Origin of the sequence: Asanoa ferruginea (genome assembly GCF_003387075.1) — a bacterium.
GTDB classification, from domain to species: Bacteria; Actinomycetota; Actinomycetes; order Mycobacteriales; family Micromonosporaceae; genus Asanoa; species Asanoa ferruginea.
On record NZ_QUMQ01000001.1, the window covers coordinates 1,121,818 to 1,143,337 of the forward strand.

Consider the following 21,520-nt stretch of genomic DNA (forward strand, 5'->3'; position numbering starts at 1 on the left):
GCATGGATCTGGCGTCCCTGCGCCGCTGGTGGCCGCTCGCGCTGGTGATCGGCCTGCTCGGCCTCGCCGCGCTGTCCGCCGGCCACTCGTCGCTCCAGATCGGCCAGGTCGAGTCCGGCACGGCCGCGCCGCCGCCCGCCGCGCAGGAAGACTTCAGCACCCCGGTCACGCCGACGTTCGAGCCGACGCCCGACGAGGTCGCCGCGGCCGAGCCCGACGAGCTGCCCGGCTGGCTCGCACCGGCGGCCGCGGTGCTCTGCGGCGTGGTCGTGCTCGCCGTCATCGTGCTGGTGGTCTGGCTGCTGGTCCGCGACGGGCTGCGCCGGTTGCGCCGCCGCCCGGTCCGCTACACCGAGGAGAGACAGCCCGCGCCCAACGCCGACCAGGTGGTCGCCGCCGTCGACGCGGGCCTGACCGATCTCTCCGACACCGACGGTGATCCACGCCGGGCGGTGATCGCGTGCTGGCTGCGGCTGGAGCAGGCGGCCGCCGCGGCCGGCACACCGCGGCAGGTCGGCGACAGCCCGACCGACCTGGTCGCCCGGCTGCTGGGCGCACACCAGATCAGCGCCGACGTGCTGGCCGCACTGGCCAACGTCTACCGCGAGGCGCGCTACGCCACCCACTCCGTCGACGACCGGATGCGCAACCAGGCCCGCTCGGCATTGCAGCGGATTCGCACCGAGCTGACCGCCGAGGTGCCGGTATGACGCACCCCGCCACCGCCGACTACGACGACGATCTCGACCGGGTCGACGACGAGACGCTGATCGACGACCTCTTCACGTTCGAGGCCGACGAGGAGCCCGGCCCGCTGGCCGACCGCTCCGGCACCGGGCTGCGCTGGTGGATCAAGGCCGTGTTCGTGGCCGCCGCGCTGGCCGCGGTCGCCGTGTTCGGCTTGCGGCTGTTCGGCTACACCGTGCCGGCGCCGGCGGTGGTCGGCGTGATCGTCGCGCTGATCGCGCTGCGCCGGGTCACCACCTCGCTGGTGCCGCCGCAGCTCACCCGCAACCGCCGGCGGTCTGCCGTGAGCGCCGAAGACGGCACCTACAACTTCACCGACCGCGACGCGCTGCGCACGGTGGTCGGCCGCTGGGAACGGCTGCTGCACCGGGCCGGCTCCGACAACGGCTCCGCCCGGGCAGTCCAGCGCACCCTCGCCGACCTGGTCGACGAGCGGCTCCGGCAGAAGCACGGGCTGACCCGCGCCGGCGACCCGGAGCGGGCCCGCACGCTGCTCGGCGAACAGCTCTGGGCGTTCCTCGCCACCCCGCCCACCCGCAACCTGGCGCCGCGCGACGCGGCGGCGTACATCCAGTCATTGGAGAGGTTATGAAGGACCTGGTCCCCGTGCCCGTCTACGAGGTCGGCCGGCTGGCGCGGGCGGTGCTCGACTCGGTCGGCACCGTGGTGGTGGGCAAGCGTGACTCGCTGGAGCTGGTGCTGGCCGGCATCCTGGCCGGCGGTCACGTGCTGCTCGAAGACCTGCCGGGTCTGGGCAAGACGCTGACCGCGCGCTCGTTCGCGCAGGCGCTCGGGCTCGACTTCCGCCGGTTGCAGTTCACCCCCGACCTGCTGCCCGCCGACGTGACCGGCTCGTTCCTCTACGACCAGCGGCGGGCCGACTTCAGCTTCCGGGCCGGGCCGGTGTTCACCAACCTGCTGCTCGCCGACGAGATCAACCGGACGCCGCCGAAGACCCAGTCGGCGCTGCTCGAGGCCATGCAGGAGAAGCAGGTCTCGGTCGAGGGCGTGACCTACCGGCTCGACCCGCCGTTCCACGTGCTGGCGACCGCCAACCCGATCGAATACGAGGGCACCTACCCGCTGCCCGAGGCCCAGCTCGACCGGTTCCTGCTGCGGGTCTCGTTCGGCTATCCCAACCGCGACGAGGAGTGGATCGTCCTACAGCGCCGGATGTCGCGCCGGCAGGAAGAGGCCGAGCTCCAGCCGGTCGTCGACGCCGGCACGCTGCGCGGCATGCAGGCGGCGATCGAAGACGTCGCGGTCGAAGACTCGATCGGCCGCTACATCGTCGAGCTGACCGCCGCGACCCGCGAGCACGCGTCGGTGCTGGTCGGCGCCTCGCCGCGTGGCTCGCTGGCGCTGCTGCTGCTGGCCCGGGCCAAGGCGGTGCTCGCCGGCCGCGACTTCGTGGTGCCCGAAGACGTCAAGGAGGTGGCGCTGCCGGCGCTCGCCCACCGGATCACGCTGCGGCCGGAGATGTGGCTCCGCCGGGTCGACCCGTCGTTCGTCGTCGCCGAGGTGCTGGAGCAGACACCGGCACCGGCCAGTGGCGCCCTGCCGAGCTACAACGCGACCAACGGCGGCGTACGCCTGGCCGAGGTCCCGGCGCCGTCCCGGCACGCTTCGCAATGAGCCTGCTCGCGGAGGTCGAGGCTGCGCCGGCTCCAGCGGAGGCGGCGTCAGACGAGCCGCAGTGGGTGCCGACCCGCGCGCTCGGCCGGGCCGTGCTGCTCACCGGCCTGCTGCTGATCGCCGGTGTGCTGCTCGGCCGGGTCGATCTGGTGGTGATCGCGGCGCCGTTCGCGATCGGCACCGCCTTCGCCATGCGGCGCCGTCCGGGCGCGATGCCCAAGGTCCGGCTCGGCACCGACGACAACCACCACGTCGAGGGCGCCGCGCTGACCGCCGGCGTCCAGGTGGTCAACCGCGACACCGTCGGCTACGACCTGGTCGTCGTGCGTACCCTCGTCTCGCCCTGGCTCAAGGTCGAGAAGGCCGACCGGCCCCACGTGATCACCGTCGCCCGCGGTGGATCCAAGGAGATCGAGCTCGACGGCGAGGCGCAGCGCTGGGGCCGGCACCCGCTCGGCCCGGCCTCGGCCCGGATCACCGCCTGCGACGGGCTGATCGCCGGCCGGCCGGTGGTCAGCGGCGCCCGCAACGTGCGGGTCTACCCGATGACCGAGCCGTTCGACGCCGACGAGGCGATGCCGAGAGCCGCCGGCCTGGTCGGTGGCCACCGCTCCCGCCGGCCGGGCGAGGGCGGCGAGCTGGCCGGCGTGCGGATCTTCGGCCCCGGCGACCGGCTGCGCCGGATCGACTGGCGGGTCTCGCTGCGCACCGAGCGGCTGCACGTCGCCGCCACCCTCTCCGACCGTGACGCCGAGGTCGTGCTGCTGCTCGACGTGCTCAACGAGGCCGGCCGCTCCGGCGGGGTCAACGGCTCCGCCTCGGTGATCGACACGACGGTCCGGTCGGCCGCCGCGATCGCCGAGCACTACCTGCACCGCGGCGACCGGGTCTCGCTGCTCGAATACGGCCCGATCGCGCGCCGGCTCCGCCCGGCCACCGGCCGCCGCCAATACCTGACGGTGCTGGAGTGGCTGCTCGACGTGAAGGTCTACCCGGCCGACTTCCAGCCCTATGACACCGTGTTCGGCTCGCAGGTGCTCTCGCACAACGCGCTGGTCGTGGTGCTCACCCCGCTGATCGACACCCGCTCGGCGGAGATGCTGGCCCAGCTCTCCCGCTCCGGCCGCTACGTGGTGGCCGTCGACACCCTGCCCGACCAGGCCGCACCGCCGGTCCGGAGCCCGTGGACCGAGATCGCCACCCGGATCTGGCGGCTCGAACGCGACAACATGATCGGCCAGCTCCGCGAGCACGGCGTGCCGGTGGTGTCCTGGGCCGGCGCCGGCAGCCTCGACGCCGTCCTGCGCGACGTCGCCCGGCTGGCCTCGGGCCCGAAGGCGGTGGGTCGATGATCGGGGCACTCACCGGCCGGTTCCGCGCGGCGCAGCGCACCGTCACCCGGGCCACGCTGGTCCCCCTGCTGGTCCGCAGCGGCGTGTTCGTGGCGTTCCTGGCGGCGATGGGCTTCGCCTTCCCGCCGGCGGTCTTCTTCGCGCGTACCCTCGCCGCTCTCGTGATCCTGGCCGCCATCCCGGCCCTCGCGCCGCGCGGGGTGACCACCACGCTCCTGATCATCGCCATCGTGGTCGCCTGGGTGGTGGTCACCGCCCAGGTGACCGACGGCATCCAGCTCTGGCGGCTGCTCGGCCTGTCGACGACGCTCTACCTGGGTCACACGCTGGCCGCGCTGGCGGCGGTGCTGCCGAGCGACGCGGCGGTCGCGCCCGAAGTGCTGGCCCGCTGGGTGGCCCGGGCGGCGGCGGTGGTGCTGGCCGCGGCGGTCTGCGGCGTGCTGCTGCTCTCGATCGCCGGGATCGGCGACGGCCAGGTGCTCACGGTGGCCGGGCTCGCCGGCCTTGTGGTGGCCGTCACGGTCGCAGCAGTGCTCGGGTGGCTAGTCAAGCGTCGAACCTGAACAGTAATGGAGGTCACGTTGTTGTCCTCCATCACAAACGGCCCTTTGGATGCGAAATCCGGAGCCCGAAAGGGGATCGTTGATGTCGTGAGACGTCAACGGATTCTCGTGGTCGGTGCCGGGCACGTCGGGCTGTACGCCGCTCTTCGCATGGAGAAGAAGCTGCGCTCCCGCGAGGCCGAGGTAATCGTCGTCGATCCCCAGCCGCACATGACCTACCAGCCGTTCCTGCCGGAGGCCTCGGCGGGCAACATCTCCCCGCGCCACTCCGTGGTGCCGCTGCGCCGGGAGCTGAAGAACTGCACCGTCGTCGCGGGAACCGTCACCAACGTCGCCCACGACCGCAAGGTCGCCACCGTGCAGCCGATCGTCGGGCCGCCGCGCGAGATCGAATACGACCACATCATCGTGGCGCCGGGCTCCGTCTCCCGCACGCTGCCGATCCCCGGCCTACGCGAGCACGGCATCGGCTTCAAGACCATCGGCGAGGCCATCTACCTGCGCAACCACGTGCTCGACCAGCTCGACGTGGCCGCCGCGACCACCGACCCGGCGGTCCGTGAGCGGGCGCTGACCTTCGTCTTCGTCGGCGGCGGCTACGCCGGCATCGAGGCGCTGGCCGAGATGGAAGACATGGCGCACGACGCGGTGCGGCGCTACTACCCGGAGCTGTCGACCGACGAGATGCACTGGGTGCTCGTCGAGGCGACCAACCGGGTGCTGCCCGAGGTCGACCGCGACATGGGCGCCTACACCGTGCAGGTGCTGCTCAAGCGCAAGCTCGACATCCGCCTCGGCACCCGCCTGGAGTCGTGCGTCGACGGCGTGGTCAAGCTCTCCGACGGCGACAGCATGCCGGCCGACACGATCGTCTGGACCGCCGGCGTGAAGCCGTCGCCGATGCTCGACGGGGTCGACCTGCCCCGCGACGAGCGCGGCCGGCTGACCGCCAACGCGTCGCTCCAGGTCGTCGACGGCGACCAGGTCGTCGAGGGCGCCTGGACGGCCGGCGACTGCGCCGCCGTCCCCGACCTCACGGGTGCGCCGGGCGCGCTCTGCTCGCCGAGCGCCCAGCACGCGGTGCGCCAGGCCAAGCAGCTAGCCGACAACATCCGCCGGGTGATCCGCGGCCACCAGCCGGTCGACTACAAGCACAAGCACGTCGGCAGCGTGGCCAGCCTGGGCCTGCACAAGGGCGTGGCCCAGGTCTACGGCATCAAGCTGACCGGCATCGTGGCCTGGCTGATGCACCGCGCCTACCACCTGAGCCGGATCCCGTCGACGAACCGCAAGGCCCGGGTTCTGGTCGACTGGACCCTGGCGCTGTTCCTGCGCCGCGAGGTGGTCTCGCTCGGCCAGTTGCACGCGCCCAAGGAGGAGTTCACCGACGTGACTCCGCACATCGATCCGCCGCCGGCGGTGGTGCCCGAGCGGGTGCCGGTCGGCGCCGGTCGCAGATAAAGCTACGGGGCGTCCCTCACGAGGGGACGCCCCGTTTTTGTTTGCGCTAGGCCAGGCTGTAGGCGATGCCGTCGAGGATGTCGTGTTCTGAGGCGATCACCGAGGACATGCCGGCGCGTTCCATGATGATCCGCAGGACCAGGGCGCCGGCGCCGATCACGTCCGCCCGGCCCGGGTGCATGATCGGGTTTTCCAGGCGTTCGGCCGGGGTCTTCGAGAGCAGGTCGGCGGTCACCTTGGCCACGTCGTCGTAGCTGACCCGGGCGTGGTGGATCCGCCCCGGGTCGTAGCCCGGCAGGTCCAGCGCGATGCCCACCACCGTGGTGACCGAGCCGGCCAGGCCGACCAGCGTCGCCGCGTCGCGGCCCGGCACCGCCGCCAGCGCCCGGTCGACGGCCGCCGCGATATCGGCCTCCGCCGCCGCCACCTCGGCCGCCGTGGGTGGGGTGCTGTGCAGGTGCCGCTCGGTCATCCGGACGCAGCCGATGTCGACCGAGATCGCCGCGTCGGGGCCGGCGTCGGACGAGCCGGTGACGAACTCGGTCGAGCCGCCGCCGATGTCGACGATCAGGAACGGGGTCGGCTCGACCAGGCCGCGCACCGCGCCCGTGTAGGACAGCCGGGCCTCCTCGTCGCCGGTGACCACCTCGGGGGCCACGCCGAGCGTGGTCAGCACCATGTCGGTGAAGTCGACCGCGTTGGCCGCGTCGCGCGACGCCGAGGTCGCGCACATCCGCACCCGCGAGGCGCCCAGCGCCCTCAGTTGCGCGGTGTAGTCGGCCAGCGCGACCCGGGTCCGCTCGATCGCCTCCGGTGCCAGCCGGCCGGTCTGGTCGACGCCCTGGCCGAGCCGGACGATCTCCATCCGGCGGGTCACGTCGACCAGGTGCCCGTCGGGGCCCACGTCGGCGACGAGCAGGCGGATGGAGTTGGTCCCACAGTCGATGGCAGCTACCCGGGTCACAAGGTCGACACTACGAGAGGTGGAGCAGCATCCGGGTGTTGCCCAGGGTGTTCGGCTTGACGCGTTCGAGGTCGAGGAACTCCGCGACACCTTCGTCGTACGAGCGCAGGAGCTGCTCATACACCGTTGGTGGCACCGGGGCCCCGTCGATCTCGCGGAAACCGAAGCGGCCGAAGAACTCGGTCTCGAATGTGAGCACGAACACCCGGCGGACGCCGACGTCGCGCGCGGCGGCGATCAGGGCGGTCACTAGCTCGTACCCAATTTTGCGGCCCTGGTGTCCGGCGTCGACCGCGACCGTGCGGATCTCGGCCAGGTCTTCCCACATGACGTGCAGTGCGCCGCAGCCGACGACGGTCTCGCCGTCGACGGCGACCCAGAACTCGAGCACGTCTTCGTATAGCGTGACGGTCGCCTTGCTGAGCAGCCGGCCGCCGGTGCTGAACGTGTCGATCAGGCGGCGGATGGCCCGCACGTCGCCGGTGCGGGCGCGGCGGATGACGATCTCGGCCATGGGCTAGTCGGCCACCTCGACGCAGGGGCCGGCTTCCCACCAGGGCCCGATCTCGGCGAGCGCCTCGTCGCCCAGCGGGTTGACCCCTTCGCCGACCGCGAGGGCGTGGCCGACCAGCACGTGCAGGCACTTGACCCGGCCGGGCATGCCGCCGGCCGAGATGCCGTCGATCTCCTCGACGTGCTCGATCGACTCGCGCCGGCTCAGGTAATCCTCGTGTGCGGCCCGGTAGTGCGCCGCCAGCTCGGGGTCTTCCGCGAGGCGCGCGGCCATCTCCTTCATCAGCCCGGCCGACTCCAGCCGGCTGCACGCCGCCGTGGCCCGCTGGCAGGTCAGGTAGAACAGGGTCGGAAACGGGGTGCCGTCGGCGAGCCGCGGCGTCGTCTCCACCACGTCGGGCAGCCCGCACGGGCAGCGGTGTGCGACCGCGCGGATCGCCCGTGGCGGCCGGCCGAGCTGCTCGGCGACGGCGGCCCGGTCGTGCTCGGACGCCTGCTCGCGCACCGGGGGCGGGATCATTTGGCCGCTCCCGCGTTGGCGGCACCGATGCTCGACCAGAGCGTGTCATACCAGGGGTCGGGCTCGGGTGGCGTCGCGCCCGGCGGCGGCAGGCCCGCGTCGCGGGCGGCACCGTCCGGGTCGGAGAGCAGGATCAACAGCTCTTCGCCGGGGAGGACCATGAAGAAGCGGCTCCTCGCCTGGGTCTTGATGTAGTTGGGGTCTTTCCAGAGCGCCGCCTGGTCCTGCAGCTCTTTGATTTTCTCGCGCTGCACGGCCTGTGCCGACTCCATCTCCGCGATGTCGGACTGCTGGTTGAGGTAGACCCGGATCGGGTAGGTGTAGGCCAGCGCGAGCGCGATCAGCACCGCCACCAGCACCGTCGCCCGGCCGGTGAGCCGGCGCGGCTGTGGTGCCGCGGTGCGGCGGGCAGCAGCGGTCGCGCCCGCACCCGTGCGACGGGCGGCGGCCGGCCGGTTGGCCGACCGCGGCGTGGTCGCGACGACGGCCTCCCGCGCGCTGGACCGGGCGACCGCCGACCGGCCGGAAGCGCGGCCGGCGTTGCTGCTGGAGCGACGGGAGGGCCCTTGCCCGCTGGGCATGCGGCGCTGCGTCACAACCCGACACCCCCTCCCCCGAGGTCCCGGCGCGCCGGAGCCTCCACGGAGGCCCCGGCACACGCGGGGTCAGCTAGCCGAACGGTACCTCGGGAACGCGCCCGCGCCGGCGTAGCGCGCCGCGTCCGCGAGCTCCTCTTCGATCCGGAGGAGCTGGTTGTATTTGGCGACCCGGTCGGATCGGGCCGGCGCACCGGTCTTGATCTGGCCGGAGCCGACCGCGACGGCCAGGTCGGCGATCGTGGTGTCCTCGGTCTCGCCGGAACGGTGGCTCATCATCGTCGAGAAGCCGGCGCGGTGAGCCAGGTCGACCGCGTCGAACGTCTCGGTCAGCGAGCCGATCTGGTTGACCTTGACCAGCACCGCGTTGGCCGACCGCTCGGCGATGCCGCGGGCGATCCGCTGCGGGTTGGTGACGAACAGGTCGTCGCCGACGATCTGCACCCGGTCGCCGACGCTCGCGGTGAACGCGGCCCAGCCGGCCCAGTCGTCTTCGGCCAGCGGGTCTTCGATCGACACGATCGGGTAGTCGGCGACGAGCTTCTCGTAGTAGGCGCTCATCTCGTCGGAGCTGCGCTTCTCGCCCTCGAACGTGTAGACGCCGTCGGCGAAGAACTCGGTCGCGGCCACGTCGAGCGCGAGCACGATGTCGGTGCCCAGCCGGTAGCCGGTCTTCTCGACCGCCTCCGCGATCAGGTCGAGCGCGGCGGCGTTGGTCGGCAGGTTGGGCGCGAAGCCGCCCTCGTCGCCGAGGCCGGTGGACAGGCCCTTGGTCTTCAGCACGGCCTTGAGGGCGTGGTAGACCTCGGCGCCACTGCGGAGCGCCTCGCGGAACGTCGGCGCGCCGATCGGAGCGATCATGAACTCCTGCACGTCGACATTGGAGTCGGCGTGCGCGCCACCGTTGAGGATGTTCATCATCGGCACCGGCAGCAGGTGGGCGTTGGGGCCACCCAGGTAGCGGAACAGGCTCAGCTCCGACGCCCCGGCGGCGGCCTTGGCCACGGCCAGCGAGACGCCCAGGATGGCGTTGGCGCCGAGCTGCGACTTGTCAGGGGTGCCGTCGATGTCGAGCATCTTCTGGTCGATCAGCCGCTGCTCGCTGGCTTCGAAGCCGACGAGCTGGTCGACGATCCGGTCTTCGATGTTGGCGACGGCCTTCTCGACGCCCTTGCCGCCGTAACGGCCCTTGTCTCCGTCGCGCAGTTCGATCGCCTCGAACGCCCCGGTCGACGCACCCGACGGCACCGCGGCCCGCGCGATCGTGCCGTCGTCGAGCCCGACCTCGACCTCGACGGTGGGGTTGCCGCGCGAGTCCAGGATCTCCCGGGCGACGATTCCCTCAATGGTGGCCACTGTTCCGACTCCTCAGTGTGTTGATGTCGTGGTCTCGCGGCCGCGACGCTGCGTCCCGGAAGAGCCTATCGGGGGCTACGGTGGCCTCTGTGAGCCGGTTCGTGCCCGACGCGGTCGCCACCACCCCGCCCGGCCCCGCTGACCACTGCGTGCTGGTCGCCGGGCGCCGTTTGTTGACGCCCTTCCCCCGCCGTGGCGACCTTGACGGCGTGGTCGACGACCACGCGTGGGTGCCGCTCGGAGCGCTGGACGGTGTCCGGGTCTGGGCCGCCGGTCTACCCGAGCGGATCGACACGCTGGGTGACTGGCAGGGCTGGCCGTCGGTCGCGGCGGCCCTCGACGAGCCGCTGGCCGCCCTTGCCGGTCGGGCGCTACAGATAGTCACCTGGCGGCGCAGCCATCGCTATTGCGGCGCCTGCGCGACCGAACTCGCCGACGTGCCGGGCGAACACGCCCGCCGCTGCCCCGGTTGCGACCTCTACGTCCCGATGCAGCTCTCCCCGGCCGTGCTGACGGCGATCCGCCGCGGTGACGAGATCCTGCTGGTCCGACACACCTACGGCCCGACCGAGCTGTGGGCGCTGGTCGCCGGCTTCGTCGAGGCCGGCGAGTCGCTGGAGGAAGCGGTGCACCGCGAGGTCGCCGAGGAGGTCGGCCTCACGGTCAGCGGCCTGCGCTATTTCGGCAGCCAACCGTGGGCGATGTCGGGCCCCGGCGTGGTGCTGACCGGCTTCCTGTCCAGCGCCGCGCCCGACGCCGAGCCGGTGGTCGACGGCAAGGAGCTGGCCGAGGCCCGCTGGTGGCCGCTGCGCGACCTGCCCGATGCCCTGCCGCCGGCGTACTCCATCTCCCGTTGGTTGATCGACGCGACGGTGGCCGAGTTGACCTAGCTCAGGAGGCGGAACCGTTGGGCGACGACCTGGGTGTCGTCGTCGATGACGAACTCGTCGCCGAGTTCCGCCCGCACCTCGGGGCTGTTCCAGAATTCCTCGTGGCCGGCCCGCCATTGGGCCACGGTGCGGTCGCCCTCACCCTCGTCGATCGCGTGCTGGAGGTCGACATCGGCGAGGCGCAGGACGCGCACCTCGGTGATCTCGATCGCGGCGACCCGGCGGTCGTCCGAGTCGACCACCGCCGAGACCTCGCCGACAACCGGCAGCGGCTCGTCGATGTAAAGGGCCTCCAGCGCCGTCGTCGAGGTCTTTGCGCGGGAGAGAATCGCGGCGACGAGCTTGTCGCGCAGCGGGCCAGGAAAGCCGAACAGGGTCAATGGGAGTTCTTCGAGGATCACGGTCGTGGCTCCAAACCAAGCAGGAGGGGCAGGTGGCGGGGCGGTGGCGAGCCGTGGCCGATCATCGCGTCGTGCCAGGCCCGGGTTGAGCTGCCGGCCGGGCGACGCAGCGCGGTGTCGAGGATCTCGGTGTAGCCGACGAAGTAGGTCGAGAGTTGCGTCGAGGTGAGCAGCGCCCGCCGCCACTTGCCGGCCGCCTCGCCCTCCTCCTGGAAGCCGGGTCCGGTCATCAGCGCCATCGCCTCTTCCTCGGTCATGCCGTCGCAGTGCACGGCCTGGTCGAGGATCGCGTTGATGGTCATCCGGAGCTGCATCTTGAGCTGCTGGAGGCGGATCGGCAGGCCGCCGAAACGCAGCCCGGCCATCACCTCTTCCGCGTAGACGGCCCAGCCCTCGGCGAACGGGCCCGAGACGCCGAGCTTGCGCACCCGGGTCGTGCCCTGGAACCGGCGCGAGTGGGCGAGCTGGAGGTAGTGGCCGGGCATCGCCTCGTGCACGGTCAGGTTGCGGATCATGTGGTTGTTGTATTCGCGGTAGAACGACTCCACCCGCGCCGGCGACCAGTCGGCCGGCGTCGGCGAGATGCAGTAGAACGTCGGCAGCTCCGCGGTCTCGAGCTGGCCGGGAGAGTCGCAGTAGGCCACGGCCACGCCCCGGGCGAACTCGGGCATCTCCTGGATCACGCACGGGTCGTCGACCAACGAGACCAGATCATGCTCGCGTACGAAGTCAGTGGTCTCGACCAGCGTCTGCTTGGCCAGGTCGACGATAGTGTCGTTGGCGGGGTGCTCGGCGCCCAGCCGGCCCAGCGCGTCCCGCACGGTGTCGTCGGTCGCCGGGCCGCCGGTCATCTCGGCCGCCGCGCGGCGCAGGTCCTCGCCGATCCGGTCGAGGTTCTCCCGGGCCTTGGCGAGCACCTGGCCGGCGGTCAACTCGGTGTCGAGGGTGTGCCAGAGCCGCGCCTCCCAGAGCCGCCGACCCAGCCGCGGGTCACGCTCGGCCGTGGGCAACTGCTCGCGCAGCCAGCCGGCGAACTCGTCGAGGGCGGCGACCGCGGCGTCGGCGGCCGGCTGCACGGTGCCCCGCATCGGCGGCGCCTGCTCCAACATCGCCGGCACCTCGTCACGCACCAGCGCGGCGGTGCCGGCGAACTGCCCGATCGCGGTCTCGATGTGGATCCGCGGCATGTCCCGCAGCGTGCTGCGCGCGATGGCCAGCGCGTCGGGCACGGCTTCCAACCGCTGGGTGAGGCTTTCCAGGCGCACGTCGACGGGCGCGAACGGCCGCGCGATCAGCTCGTGGATCAGGTCGCCCGGGTTGTGCGCGAGCGGGTTCCAGGTGTGCTCGCGCACTTCGGACAGCTCGAACATGCCCCGCTCGACCCGGGCGTTGAGGATCGCGTGGTCGACCTGCTCCTGCGGGTCGAGCGCGTCGCTGTCCACCTCGGCCAGCGCGCCGCTGGCGTCGCGCAACATCGCGAACCGGGCCATGACCCCGTCGGGCGACAGGTCGGGCAACTCGCCGTCGAGGCGGTGGTCACCGGCCGACGCGGCGAGGTGCGGGTCGTTGTCGAGCAGCGCGTCAACGATCCGCTCAGCGAGGGGCACGAACTCGGGCATGGGGTCCAACCTAGACGATCCGCTCAGATCAGCTCGCTCAGCCGCCGGATGCTCGCCGCGATCCGGTCGGGCGTCTGGCCGGCGTACCCGATGACCAGCCCTGGTGGGCCGCCCGGCGTGAGTCTGGTCGCGCTGAGGGGCACAGGTCCAAGGCCTTTGGTGTACGCCTTCGCGGCGACCGCGGCGTCGTCGGTGCCCGGCGGCAACTCCACGACCAGGTGGAGACCGGCTGCGACCCCATGCACCCGGCAGCCCGGAAGGTTGGTTGCCAGCGCGGCGACCAGCGCGTCCCGGCGGAGCCGGTGCGCGCGGCGGGCCTGCCGCAGGTGGCGGTCGTAGCCGCCGCTGGCCAGCAGTTGGGCGAAGGCGAGTTGCTCCAGCGTCGGCCCGCCGTAGTCGGCCGCGGCCTTGGCCGCCCGCACCGACGCGGCGCGGTCCTTGGGCGGGCAGAGCCAGCCGAGCCGGAGCGCCGGCGCGAGCGCCTTGCTCGCCGAGCCGAGGTGCGCGACCACATCCGGCGCGAGCCCTTGCAGACAGCCGACGGGTTCCCGGTCATAGCGAAACTCGGCGTCGTAGTCATCCTCGATGATCAGTTTGCCGGTCGCGCGGGCCCAGGCGATCAGCGCGGCCCGTCTTTGTGGCGCGAGGACGACTCCCGTCGGGTACTGGTGGGCGGGCGTGACCAGCACGGCCGGCACGTCGCTTTCTTGGAGGGTTTTGACGTCGAGGCCGTCGTCGTCGACGGGGATCGGCACCAGCCGCAGGCCCTGCGCTTCGAGGTGGACACGGATGCCCGGGCTGCCGGGCTCCTCGATCCCGATCCGATCCGCGCCGGTGCTTCTGAGGTGGTGGGCGATCAGCGAGAACGCCTGGGCGGCGCCGGTCGTGACGACGACGTCGTCGGCGGTGAGCCGGGCGGCGCGAACCCGGCCGAGGTAGTCGGCAAGGGTCTGGCGCAGGCGGGGAGCCCCGGTGGCGTCGGAGTAGCCAAGGTCTTTGGGCGTGGCGGCGGCCAGCACCTGCTCGTAGGCCCGGCGCCAGGCCGCGCGGGGGAAGGCGGTCAGATCCGGTTGGCCGGGGCGAAGGTCGGCGGGAAGGTTGCCGCCGAAAGCCCCGGTGTGGGCGCTGTTCTGGAGACTTTGCTCTGCACCCGTATACGCAGCAACCGAGCGCTTGGTTGCTGCGTATACGGGTGCAGAGCAAGGAAACGACGGCGTGTTGGGGGGAAACGCCGGCGTGGGGGCGACCGACGTGCCGGCGCCGCGCTGTGACAGGAGGCGGCCTTCGGCGACCAGTTGCTCGTAGGCGCCGACTACGACGCCCCGGGAGACGCGTAGGTCGGTCGCGAGTTGGCGGCTCGACGGCAGGCGGGTGCCGGGTGCCAGGCGGCCGTCGGCGATCGCGGCCCGCAGTGCCGACGTCAGTTGGTCGCCGAGCCCGGGCCGGGAACGGTCGAGGTCGAGCAGCGCCTCCATCTTGGTCTCCTCAACCGAGCTGCGAGTGGACCTGTTGACCGGACCATTGTGCTCTTAGCGTCGGCCTATGGTCATCTCCAAGGGCACCGCCGTGGCGTTCTGCGTGCTCGGCATGACGTTGGTGGGCAGCTCGGTCGCGGTCAGCCAGCTCCTGCTCGACTATCCGACCCTCACCGCGCAGGCGGTCCGCTACGCCGCTGCCGCCGCCGTGCTGTTCCTGATCGCGCGGCGGTTTCCACGGCTCGGTGGCGCTCGGCCCGGGATCAGGCCGACCCGCCGCGAGCTGGGCATCCTGCTGATCCTGGCGGCGACCGGAATGGCGGGCTTCAACGCCTGCATCATGCTGGCGCTGCACCACGACACCGAGCCGGCCGTGGTCGGCACCGTCATCGGGGCGGCGCCGCTCGGGCTGGCACTGCTCGGGCCGCTGGTCGCCGGCCGGCGCGCGCGGCCGAGCGTGCGGATCGTGGCCGCGGCCGCGGTCGTCGTGGCCGGCACCGCGCTGGTCGAGGGCACCGGGCGGGCGACGCCGGTCGGTCTGCTCGGCACCGCGGGCGCGCTGGTCGGCGAAATCCTTTTCTCGCTACTCGCCGCGGTCGTGCTGCCCCGGCTCGGTGCGGTGCGGGTGGCGGCCTATAGCTGTGCGCTGGCCGTACCCCTGCTGGTGGTGGGTGCGCTCGTGGCCGGGGAACCGGCGGCCTGGCGGCTGCCGACGGCGACCGAGGCCGGCGCCCTGGCCTATCTCGCCGGGCTGATGACGGTCGCGGCGTTCGTGGTGTGGTTCATCGGGCTGGAGCGCCTCGGCGTCGAGCGCGCCGGCATGCTGGTCGGCCTGATGCCGGTCGCGACGCTGGCCACCGCGGCGGTAATGGCCACGGCGTTGCCGGGGGTCGGCCCGGCGGTTGGTGTGCTGACGGTGGCGGCGGGGCTGGCGTTCGGCCTCACCGGCCCGACACCGATCCGACAGGAACCCGGCGCGGCATCGGCTCACCCGGAGCCCGGCCCGCTGGGGCTGGTCAGCCCAGAAACGATCGCGGAGCCGACACCCGCGTCGGCCTGACCGGAACGCGTGCCCGGGGCCCGGCCTGGCTCGCCCAAACCGGCCGAGGGCCGGCCTGCCCAAACTGTTCCGGAGGCCAGCCCACCCAAACCGGCCCAGAGGCCAGCCCACCCAAACCGGCCCAGAGGCCAGCCCGCCCCAAACCGGCCCGGAGGCCAGCCCGCCCAAACTGTTCCGGAGGCCAGCCCGCCCAAACCGGCGCGGAGGCCAGCCCACCCAAACCCGGCCCGGAGGCCAACTCGCCCAAACTGTTCCGGAGGCCAGCCCACCCAAACCGGCGCGGAGGCCAGCCCATCCAAAACGGGCCCGGAGGCCAGCCGCCCAAAACCGGCCCGGAGGCCAGCCCACCCAAACCGGCCCGGAGGCCAGCCCATCCAAAACGGGCCCGGAGGCCAGCCGCCCAAAACCGGCGCGGAGGCCAGCCCACCCAAACCGGCGCGGAGGCCAGCCCATCCAAAACGGGCCCGGAGGCCAGCCGCCCAAAACCGGCCCGGAGGCCAGCCCACCCAAACCGGCCCGGAGGCCAGCCCATCCAAAACGGGCCCGGAGGCCAGCCGCCCAAAACCGGCGCGGAGGCCAGCCCACCCAAACCGGCGCGGAGGCCAGCCCATCCAAAACGGGCCCGGAGGCCAGCCGCCCAAAACCGGCCCGGAGGCCAGCCCACCCAAACCGGCGCGGAGGCCAGCCCGCCCTGAACTGGTCCGCGCAAACCGGTCGGAGGCCGACCCGCCTAAACCAGTCGGAGGCCGGCCCGCCCGGAGCGCGGCCAAGAGCCGCCACGGGCACCGGCGAAGCCGGGCCAAGGACCGGCAAGCTCAGGACTGGCGCTCAGCCGCCCTGACCGCGTCGGCGTAGCGGAGGGCGGCCGACCTAAGCGCCGCCTCCGGATCCTCGCCGGCCGCGCGGGCGGCCGCGACCAGCCGCAGCAGCCGAGCCCCAAGGTCGTCCCCGCCCGGAAGCTCGACCGAGAGCCCAGCCCGCTCCACCCGCTGCAGGAACTTGGCCGCCAGCGCGAGCGCCGGCTGGGCCAATGCGACCCCGTCCAGGACCGAATCGCGGGACTTCTCCGCCTTCTTGATCTGCTCCCAGTTTTGGATGATCTCGTCGATCGAGCCGACCTCGGTGCCCGCGAATACGTGTGGGTTGCGGCGGATCATCTTGTCCACCAGGCCCGCCGCCACGTCGTCGACCGACCAGCGCTGGCCCTCGGGCAGGTCCTCGGCCAACCGGGCGTGCAGCACCACCTGGAGCAGCACGTCGCCCAGCTCTTCGCGCAAGCCCGTCAGGTCTTCGGCCTCGATCGCGTCGTAGGCCTCGTACGCCTCTTCCAGCAGGAACTGGGCCAGCGACTGGTGGGTCTGGGCCCGCTTCCACGGGTCGCCGCCGGGTGAGTAGAGGCGGTCCATCACCGCGACCGCGTCCAGTAGGCGGGCGCCGGCCGGGTCCCATGATCCGTAGGTCACCTCGAGCTCGGCCAGGCCCGGCTCGCGAGCCAGCCGCAGGCCCAACTCGCGGGCCAAATCCGGGTCGCCGGTCGGGCCGGCCAGCCAGACCACGTCGCCGGCGCGGGCATGTTCCAACAGGGTGTCGACCCTCGGTGCGACCACGGTCACCGTGCCGCCCGCCTCCCGCACCGCAGCGGTCAGCGGGGTCTCGGCGGCGGTCAGGACCGGCTGGGCACGCACGGCGTCCCACGCGGCGGCGGTCAGCAGGCCGGCCGGCAGCCGGGGCGAGGTGACCAGCAGCAGGATGCGAGGCACGGACTCAGGCGCGGTCGGAAACCGTGTCGCTGCCTTCGAGGTAGGGCAGGTCGTAGAAGACCGCGCCGCTCTGGGAGGACACCACCATCGGCGCCGACAGGGGCAGGTAGCGCGGGTTGACCGAGGTGTTGCTGGCCGACGCCGCCTTGTCGAGCAGCGCGGTCAGCTGGAAGGCCGCCGCCACGAACTCGCCGTCGCCGAAGGCCTGCTTGATCTGCGCGAGGTCGAAGCCCGGTTCGATGGCCTTGACCTTGACCAGGGCGTCGTACACGCTGCGCAGTTGATCGTCGGTGGCCTTGCCGGGGTTGGCACTGATCTTGGCGAAGATGCCCTGCGAGAGGTTGACCCACTCGGTGTAGTCCTTGGCGTAGGTGCTGTCCACCGGCACGCCGAGCTCGGAGGCGACCTGGTCGACCGTCACCGCGTTGATCTGCTGCACGCCCTGTTCCTTGGCGACCTGGCGGCCGAGGTCGAGGCTGACCTCTAGGTCGACGACCTGCTGACGGCTCACGGCCGGGCCCGGGACCGGGGCCCCGCTCGCGGGCGGGGAGGCCGGGTCGGCGGCCGGCGTCGCGGTGGTCTTGGCGCCGTCGAAGATCTGCGTGACCTGGGCGTCGGTCACCTTCCGGTCGCCCAGGTAGGCGGCGACCGTGGGCTCGGACCGGCAGGCGGCCAGGCCGCCGAGACCGAGGGCGGCGACGACGACAATCGACGCGAGACGGCGGGCACGAAGCATGGTCGACACTCTCTCACGCCCGCGCGCGCCGCCTCCCACGACCCCTTACCCGAGGATGTCCTTCACCAACTGCTCGCACCACTCCAGCAGGGCCTGGTCGCGCAGTGGATCGCCGCCGACCCGGCGGGTGGTCGGCCGGGGCACGCTGACCTGGTCGGTCGCCGACTTGTAGACCGCGTCCGGGTGGTAGCGCTTGAGCCGCAACTGCTTGGAATCGGGCAGCGGCATCGGCGAGAACCGCAGGTGTTTGCCCTGCACCGAGACGTCGGTGATCCCGTGGGAGCGCATCACCAGCCGGAACCGGGCGATCGCCACCAGGTTGCGGACCGGCTCCGGCGGCTCGCCGTAGCGGTCGGTCAGCTCGGCGACGATCTCGTCGAGCTTCTCGGTGGAGCGGGCCTCGGCCAGCTTGCGGTACATCTCCAGGCGCAGCCGCTCGACCGCGATGTAGTCGTGTGGCAGGTTGGCGTCGATCGGGAGGTCGATCTTGAAGTCGAACTCCTCCTCGGGCTTCTCGCCCTTGAACGCCGACACGGCCTCGCCGACCATCCGCACGTAGAGGTCGAAACCGACCCCCTCGATGTGGCCGGACTGCTCGCCGCCGAGCAGGTTGCCGGCGCCGCGGATCTCCAGGTCCTTCATCGCGACATACATGCCGGCGCCGAGCTCGGTGTGCTGGGCGATGGTCGCCAGCCGCTCGTGCGCGTGCTCGGTCAGCGGCTTGTCGGGCGGGTAGAGGAAGTAGGCGTAGGCCCGCTCCCGGCCCCGGCCCACCCGGCCACGGATCTGGTGGAGCTGTGCCAGCCCGAGCAGGTCGGCCCGCTCGACGATCAGCGTGTTGGCGTTGGGGATGTCGATGCCGGACTCGACGATCGTGGTGCAGACCAGAACGTCGTATTCCTTCTCCCAGAAGCCGACCATGACCTTCTCGAGGGCGTCTTCGCCCATCTGGCCGTGTGCGACCGCGATCCGTGCCTCGGGCACCAGCTCACGCAGCCGGCGCGCCGCCCGGTCGATCGACTCGACCCGGTTGTGCAGGTAGAAGACCTGGCCGTCGCGAAGCAGCTCGCGGTGGATGGTCGCGGCGACCTGCCGGTCGTCTTGCGCGCCGACGAAGGTCAACACCGGATGCCGCTCTTCGGGCGGGGTCGCGATCGTCGACATCTCGCGGATTCCGGTGATGGCCATTTCGAGGGTACGAGGAATCGGCGTCGCCGACATCGTCAGCACATCGACCGAGGTGCGCAGCGACTTGAGCCGCTCCTTGTGCTCGACACCGAAGCGCTGCTCCTCGTCGACCACGATCATGCCGAGGTTCTTGAACCGGGTCGCCGACTGGAGCAGCCGGTGCGTGCCGATCACGATGTCGGCCGTGCCGGCGGCGGCCATGTCGAGCGTCTGCTCGGCCTCCTTCGGCGTCTGGAACCGGGACAGCTGCCGGATCTCCACCGGGAACTGGTTCATCCGCTCGGAGAACGTGTTGTAGTGCTGCTGCGCGAGCAGCGTGGTCGGCACCAGCACCGCGACCTGCTTGCCGTCTTGCACGGCCTTGAACGCGGCGCGGACGGCGATCTCGGTCTTGCCGTAGCCCACGTCGCCACAGATCAGCCGGTCCATCGGGATCGCCTGTTCCATGTCGTGCTTGACCTCGTCGATCGCCGAGAGCTGGTCGGGCGTCTCGGTCCACGGGAACGCGTCTTCGAGCTCGCGCTGCCAGGGCGTGTCAGGGCCGAAGGAGTGGCCCTTGGACGCCTTGCGGGCGGCGTACAACTGGATCAATTGGGCGGCGATCTCGCGGACGGCCTTGCGCGCGCGGGTCTTGGCCTTCTGCCACTCGGAACCGCCCATCTTGTGCAGGGCCGGCGTCTCGCCACCGACGTAGCGGGACAACTGGTCGAGCTGGTCGGTCGGCACGTAGAGCCGGTCGCCGGGCTGGCCGCGCTTGGAGGCGGCGTATTCGATGACCAGGTATTCCCGGCTCGCGCCGTTGACCACCCGCTGCACCAGCTCGACGTATTTGCCGATGCCGTGCTGCTCGTGCACGACGAAGTCGCCGTTGCGCAACTCGAGCGGGTCGATCGTGTTGCGCCGCCGGCTGGGCATCTTGCGCATGTCACGGGTGGTCGCGCCGCGCCCGCCGGTCACGTCGTTGCCGGTCAGCACGACCAGCTTGGACGCCTCGTCGACGAACCCGTGGTTGAGCCCGCCGCAGGTGACCAGCACGTCGCCTCTTGCCGGTGGCGTGTCGATGCGCTCGGTGAGCACCGCGCCGAGGCCGGCGTCACGCAGCACCTCGACCGCCCGCTGCGCGGGCCCGTGCCCCTCGAAGACCAGGGCGACCGCCCAGCCGTCGCTGCGCCACTGCTCGACGTCTTTGATCACCCGGGCCGTCTCGCCGTGGTAGAGCGTGGTCGGCTGGGCGCTGAGCGCGATCGCGTCACCCGTGTCGGGAGTGACGGTGACCGCGTCGACCGGGTCTTCCCAGGGCTGCGGCTCGGCCTCGACGGCGCTCTCGACCAGCCCGAACGGCGACACCGACCACCAGGGCTGGCGCAACTCCTGCGCGGCGTGCCGAACCTCGCCCAGGGTCTTGAAGGCGGCGGCACCGAGGTCGATCGGCGCCTGCCCACCGACCGCGGCCGCGGCCCAAGAAGCCTGAAGGAACTCCTCACTGGTGCGCACGAGGTCGTGCGCCCGGGTGCGGATGCGCTCGGGGTCGCAGAGCAGCACGTGGGTGCCCGCGGGCATGCAGTGCACCAGCAACTCGAGCTTGTCGGCGCCGACCAACGCCGGAGCCAGCGACTCCATCCCCTCGACCGGGATGCCCTCGGCCAGCTTGTCGAGGATCTCCAACAGCTCGGGATGCGTCTCGCTGAGCGCCCTGGCCTTGGCCCTGACGTCGTCGGTGAGCAACAGTTCGCGACACGGCGGCGCGAACATCGTGTCGACCTTGTCGATGGTCCGCTGGTCGGCGACGGCGAAGGTGCGGATCTCCTCGACCTGGTCGCCCCAGAACTCGACCCGCGACGGATGCTCGTCGGTGGGTGGGAAGACATCGAGAATCCCGCCGCGTACGGCGAACTCGCCGCGCTTGGTGACCAGGTCGACGCGGGCGTAGGCCATGTCGTTGAGCCGGTGCGCGACCTCGTCGAGATCGGCGTCTTCCCCGGCCCGCAACTCGACGGGCTCGAGGTCGCCAAGCCGCTTGAGCTGCGGCTGAAGCATGCTCCGCACGGGGGCGACAACGACCCGGACAGGGTGGTCACCGGGGTGGGCCAGCCGCCGAAGGACGGCAAGCCGCCGCCCGACGGTGTCGGAACGTGGCGAAAGCCGCTCGTGGGGCAGCGTCTCCCAGGCGGGGTAGCTGACGATTTGATCTTCGGGCAGCAGGCTGGCCAGCGCCGCGGTGAGATCGTCGGCTTCACGGCTGGTGGCGGTGACGGCAAGCACCGGCCGCCCGGCACCGTCACTCTCGGCAGCGACGGCGGCAACGACGAAGGGACGCAGGGCGGCGGGCGCGGTGAGATCGAGCCCGTCAGCGTCGGGGAAACCTGCGCGGGCGAGGTCGCGCGCACGGGCCAACCCCGCGTCACCCAGGGCCGCGGCAAGCAGACCTTGAAGCATGGATGATCCTTTCGGGCACGCAGGACGGCCCCCCGCCGGCAAGGACGGGGGGGTGCGACGTGCGGATTCCAGACTACGCCGGGCGTACGACAACCCGCCTGCGCGTTATGTCGCCGGCCGCGGGGCCGACGACGGCGCCGACCGGGTTGGACCGGCGCGATATCGCGAATAGCCATACGGCAATTCCCGGTATAGATTGTTCGGAGCGCGCCCACGGCAGGTTCCGCAATTGCGTTGTGCCAGATGGC

The 21,520-nt window shown here is 71.9% G+C and carries 19 protein-coding genes; 8 read left to right on the forward strand and 11 right to left on the reverse strand.

Annotated features, from left to right (window positions below):
• The first annotated feature begins 2 nt into the window (after nt 1-2).
• The 6 genes from DFJ67_RS05460 to DFJ67_RS05485 all read left to right on the forward strand — a co-directional run bounded on the left by DFJ67_RS05460 (nt 3) and on the right by DFJ67_RS05485 (nt 5,758).
• Complete coding sequence (locus DFJ67_RS05460; RefSeq protein WP_116066885.1) at nt 3-710, forward strand: DUF4129 domain-containing protein; 708 nt, start codon at nt 3-5, stop codon at nt 708-710.
• Nucleotides 707-1,339: a hypothetical protein gene (locus tag DFJ67_RS05465; RefSeq protein ID WP_116066886.1), complete on the forward strand. Its 633-nt coding sequence runs from the start codon at nt 707-709 to the stop codon at nt 1,337-1,339. The genes DFJ67_RS05460 and DFJ67_RS05465 overlap by 4 nt, the downstream gene beginning before the upstream one ends.
• On the forward strand, nt 1,336-2,382 hold the full coding sequence (locus DFJ67_RS05470; RefSeq protein WP_116066887.1) for an AAA family ATPase: 1,047 nt from the start codon (nt 1,336-1,338) through the stop codon (nt 2,380-2,382). Before DFJ67_RS05465 ends, DFJ67_RS05470 begins: the two co-directional genes overlap by 4 nt.
• Nucleotides 2,379-3,734 carry a DUF58 domain-containing protein gene (locus tag DFJ67_RS05475; protein WP_116066888.1) on the forward strand — a complete coding sequence of 452 codons (1,356 nt, stop codon included), beginning with the start codon at nt 2,379-2,381 and terminating at the stop codon, nt 3,732-3,734. The genes DFJ67_RS05470 and DFJ67_RS05475 overlap by 4 nt, the downstream gene beginning before the upstream one ends.
• Complete coding sequence (locus tag DFJ67_RS05480) at nt 3,731-4,297, forward strand: hypothetical protein (protein WP_116066889.1); 567 nt, start codon at nt 3,731-3,733, stop codon at nt 4,295-4,297. Before DFJ67_RS05475 ends, DFJ67_RS05480 begins: the two co-directional genes overlap by 4 nt.
• An 87-nt stretch (nt 4,298-4,384) precedes the next feature.
• The gene (locus tag DFJ67_RS05485) at nt 4,385-5,758 is read left to right on the forward strand and encodes an NAD(P)/FAD-dependent oxidoreductase (protein ID WP_116066890.1); all 1,374 of its coding nucleotides are present in this window, start codon (nt 4,385-4,387) and stop codon (nt 5,756-5,758) included.
• Nucleotides 5,759-5,804: 46 nt separating this feature from the next.
• Here the strand turns inward: DFJ67_RS05485 and DFJ67_RS05490 are convergent, their stop codons facing one another.
• The 5 genes from DFJ67_RS05490 to eno form a co-directional block, all read right to left on the reverse strand.
• Nucleotides 5,805-6,722 carry a Ppx/GppA phosphatase family protein gene (locus DFJ67_RS05490; protein WP_239097601.1) on the reverse strand — a complete coding sequence of 306 codons (918 nt, stop codon included), beginning with the start codon at nt 6,720-6,722 and terminating at the stop codon, nt 5,805-5,807.
• A gap of 10 nt (nt 6,723-6,732) precedes the next feature.
• Nucleotides 6,733-7,236 (reverse strand): amino-acid N-acetyltransferase, encoded by a 504-nt coding sequence (locus tag DFJ67_RS05495; protein WP_116066892.1) that lies wholly within the window; start codon nt 7,234-7,236, stop codon nt 6,733-6,735.
• Between the two features lie 3 nt (nt 7,237-7,239).
• The gene (locus DFJ67_RS05500; RefSeq protein ID WP_116066893.1) at nt 7,240-7,755 is read right to left on the reverse strand and encodes a DUF501 domain-containing protein; all 516 of its coding nucleotides are present in this window, start codon (nt 7,753-7,755) and stop codon (nt 7,240-7,242) included.
• Complete coding sequence (locus DFJ67_RS05505) at nt 7,752-8,351, reverse strand: FtsB family cell division protein (protein ID WP_116066894.1); 600 nt, start codon at nt 8,349-8,351, stop codon at nt 7,752-7,754. Before DFJ67_RS05505 ends, DFJ67_RS05500 begins: the two co-directional genes overlap by 4 nt.
• A 69-nt stretch (nt 8,352-8,420) precedes the next feature.
• A complete protein-coding gene (gene eno, locus DFJ67_RS05510; protein WP_116066895.1) occupies nt 8,421-9,707 on the reverse strand; it encodes a phosphopyruvate hydratase in 1,287 nt (428 codons plus the stop codon).
• A gap of 89 nt (nt 9,708-9,796) precedes the next feature.
• On the opposite strand from eno, the gene nudC reads away from it, so the two are divergent.
• The gene (gene nudC / locus DFJ67_RS05515; protein ID WP_239097600.1) at nt 9,797-10,597 is read left to right on the forward strand and encodes an NAD(+) diphosphatase; all 801 of its coding nucleotides are present in this window, start codon (nt 9,797-9,799) and stop codon (nt 10,595-10,597) included.
• Here nudC and DFJ67_RS05520 read toward each other — a convergent pair.
• From DFJ67_RS05520 to pdxR, 3 genes are read right to left on the reverse strand one after another with little or no spacing between them, the layout of a single operon-like run.
• On the reverse strand, nt 10,594-10,995 hold the full coding sequence (locus DFJ67_RS05520) for an ASCH domain-containing protein (protein ID WP_203784400.1): 402 nt from the start codon (nt 10,993-10,995) through the stop codon (nt 10,594-10,596). The genes nudC and DFJ67_RS05520 overlap by 4 nt on opposite strands.
• On the reverse strand, nt 10,995-12,617 hold the full coding sequence (locus DFJ67_RS05525; protein ID WP_116066897.1) for a DUF885 domain-containing protein: 1,623 nt from the start codon (nt 12,615-12,617) through the stop codon (nt 10,995-10,997). Before DFJ67_RS05525 ends, DFJ67_RS05520 begins: the two co-directional genes overlap by 1 nt.
• A gap of 23 nt (nt 12,618-12,640) precedes the next feature.
• Nucleotides 12,641-14,092 (reverse strand): MocR-like pyridoxine biosynthesis transcription factor PdxR, encoded by a 1,452-nt coding sequence (gene pdxR, locus DFJ67_RS05530; protein WP_116066898.1) that lies wholly within the window; start codon nt 14,090-14,092, stop codon nt 12,641-12,643.
• Between the two features lie 67 nt (nt 14,093-14,159).
• Here pdxR and DFJ67_RS05535 point away from each other — a divergent pair, with 67 nt between their 5' ends.
• The gene (locus tag DFJ67_RS05535; protein ID WP_116066899.1) at nt 14,160-15,152 is read left to right on the forward strand and encodes an EamA family transporter; all 993 of its coding nucleotides are present in this window, start codon (nt 14,160-14,162) and stop codon (nt 15,150-15,152) included.
• Nucleotides 15,153-15,967: 815 nt separating this feature from the next.
• Here the strand turns inward: DFJ67_RS05535 and DFJ67_RS05540 are convergent.
• Genes DFJ67_RS05540 through mfd form a run of 3 tightly spaced genes read right to left on the reverse strand, consistent with a single transcriptional unit; the run spans nt 15,968 to nt 21,272 of the window.
• Nucleotides 15,968-16,912, reverse strand: coding sequence for a nucleoside triphosphate pyrophosphohydrolase (locus tag DFJ67_RS05540; protein ID WP_116066900.1), 945 nt, complete (start codon nt 16,910-16,912; stop codon nt 15,968-15,970).
• Between the two features lie 4 nt (nt 16,913-16,916).
• Nucleotides 16,917-17,648, reverse strand: coding sequence for a hypothetical protein (locus DFJ67_RS05545; protein WP_147315422.1), 732 nt, complete (start codon nt 17,646-17,648; stop codon nt 16,917-16,919).
• A gap of 45 nt (nt 17,649-17,693) precedes the next feature.
• A complete protein-coding gene (gene mfd / locus DFJ67_RS05550; protein WP_116066902.1) occupies nt 17,694-21,272 on the reverse strand; it encodes a transcription-repair coupling factor in 3,579 nt (1,192 codons plus the stop codon).
• Between the last annotated feature and the right edge of the window lie 248 nt (nt 21,273-21,520).

What these genes read in the sequence shown, in the direction of transcription:
- DFJ67_RS05535 (WP_116066899.1), top strand. Translation starts at nt 14,160, where the DNA reads ATGGTCATCTCCAAGGGCACCGCCGTGGCGTTCTGCGTGCTCGGCATG.
- DFJ67_RS05495 (WP_116066892.1), bottom strand. Translation starts at nt 7,236, where the DNA reads ATGGCCGAGATCGTCATCCGCCGCGCCCGCACCGGCGACGTGCGGGCC.
- DFJ67_RS05525 (WP_116066897.1), bottom strand. Translation starts at nt 12,617, where the DNA reads ATGCCCGAGTTCGTGCCCCTCGCTGAGCGGATCGTTGACGCGCTGCTC.
- pdxR (WP_116066898.1), bottom strand. Translation starts at nt 14,092, where the DNA reads ATGGAGGCGCTGCTCGACCTCGACCGTTCCCGGCCCGGGCTCGGCGAC.
- DFJ67_RS05545 (WP_147315422.1), bottom strand. Translation starts at nt 17,648, where the DNA reads ATGCTTCGTGCCCGCCGTCTCGCGTCGATTGTCGTCGTCGCCGCCCTC.
- mfd (WP_116066902.1), bottom strand. Translation starts at nt 21,272, where the DNA reads ATGCTTCAAGGTCTGCTTGCCGCGGCCCTGGGTGACGCGGGGTTGGCC.
- DFJ67_RS05470 (WP_116066887.1), top strand. Translation starts at nt 1,336, where the DNA reads ATGAAGGACCTGGTCCCCGTGCCCGTCTACGAGGTCGGCCGGCTGGCG.
- DFJ67_RS05465 (WP_116066886.1), top strand. Translation starts at nt 707, where the DNA reads ATGACGCACCCCGCCACCGCCGACTACGACGACGATCTCGACCGGGTC.
- DFJ67_RS05500 (WP_116066893.1), bottom strand. Translation starts at nt 7,755, where the DNA reads ATGATCCCGCCCCCGGTGCGCGAGCAGGCGTCCGAGCACGACCGGGCC.
- DFJ67_RS05480 (WP_116066889.1), top strand. Translation starts at nt 3,731, where the DNA reads ATGATCGGGGCACTCACCGGCCGGTTCCGCGCGGCGCAGCGCACCGTC.
- DFJ67_RS05475 (WP_116066888.1), top strand. Translation starts at nt 2,379, where the DNA reads ATGAGCCTGCTCGCGGAGGTCGAGGCTGCGCCGGCTCCAGCGGAGGCG.
- DFJ67_RS05460 (WP_116066885.1), top strand. Translation starts at nt 3, where the DNA reads ATGGATCTGGCGTCCCTGCGCCGCTGGTGGCCGCTCGCGCTGGTGATC.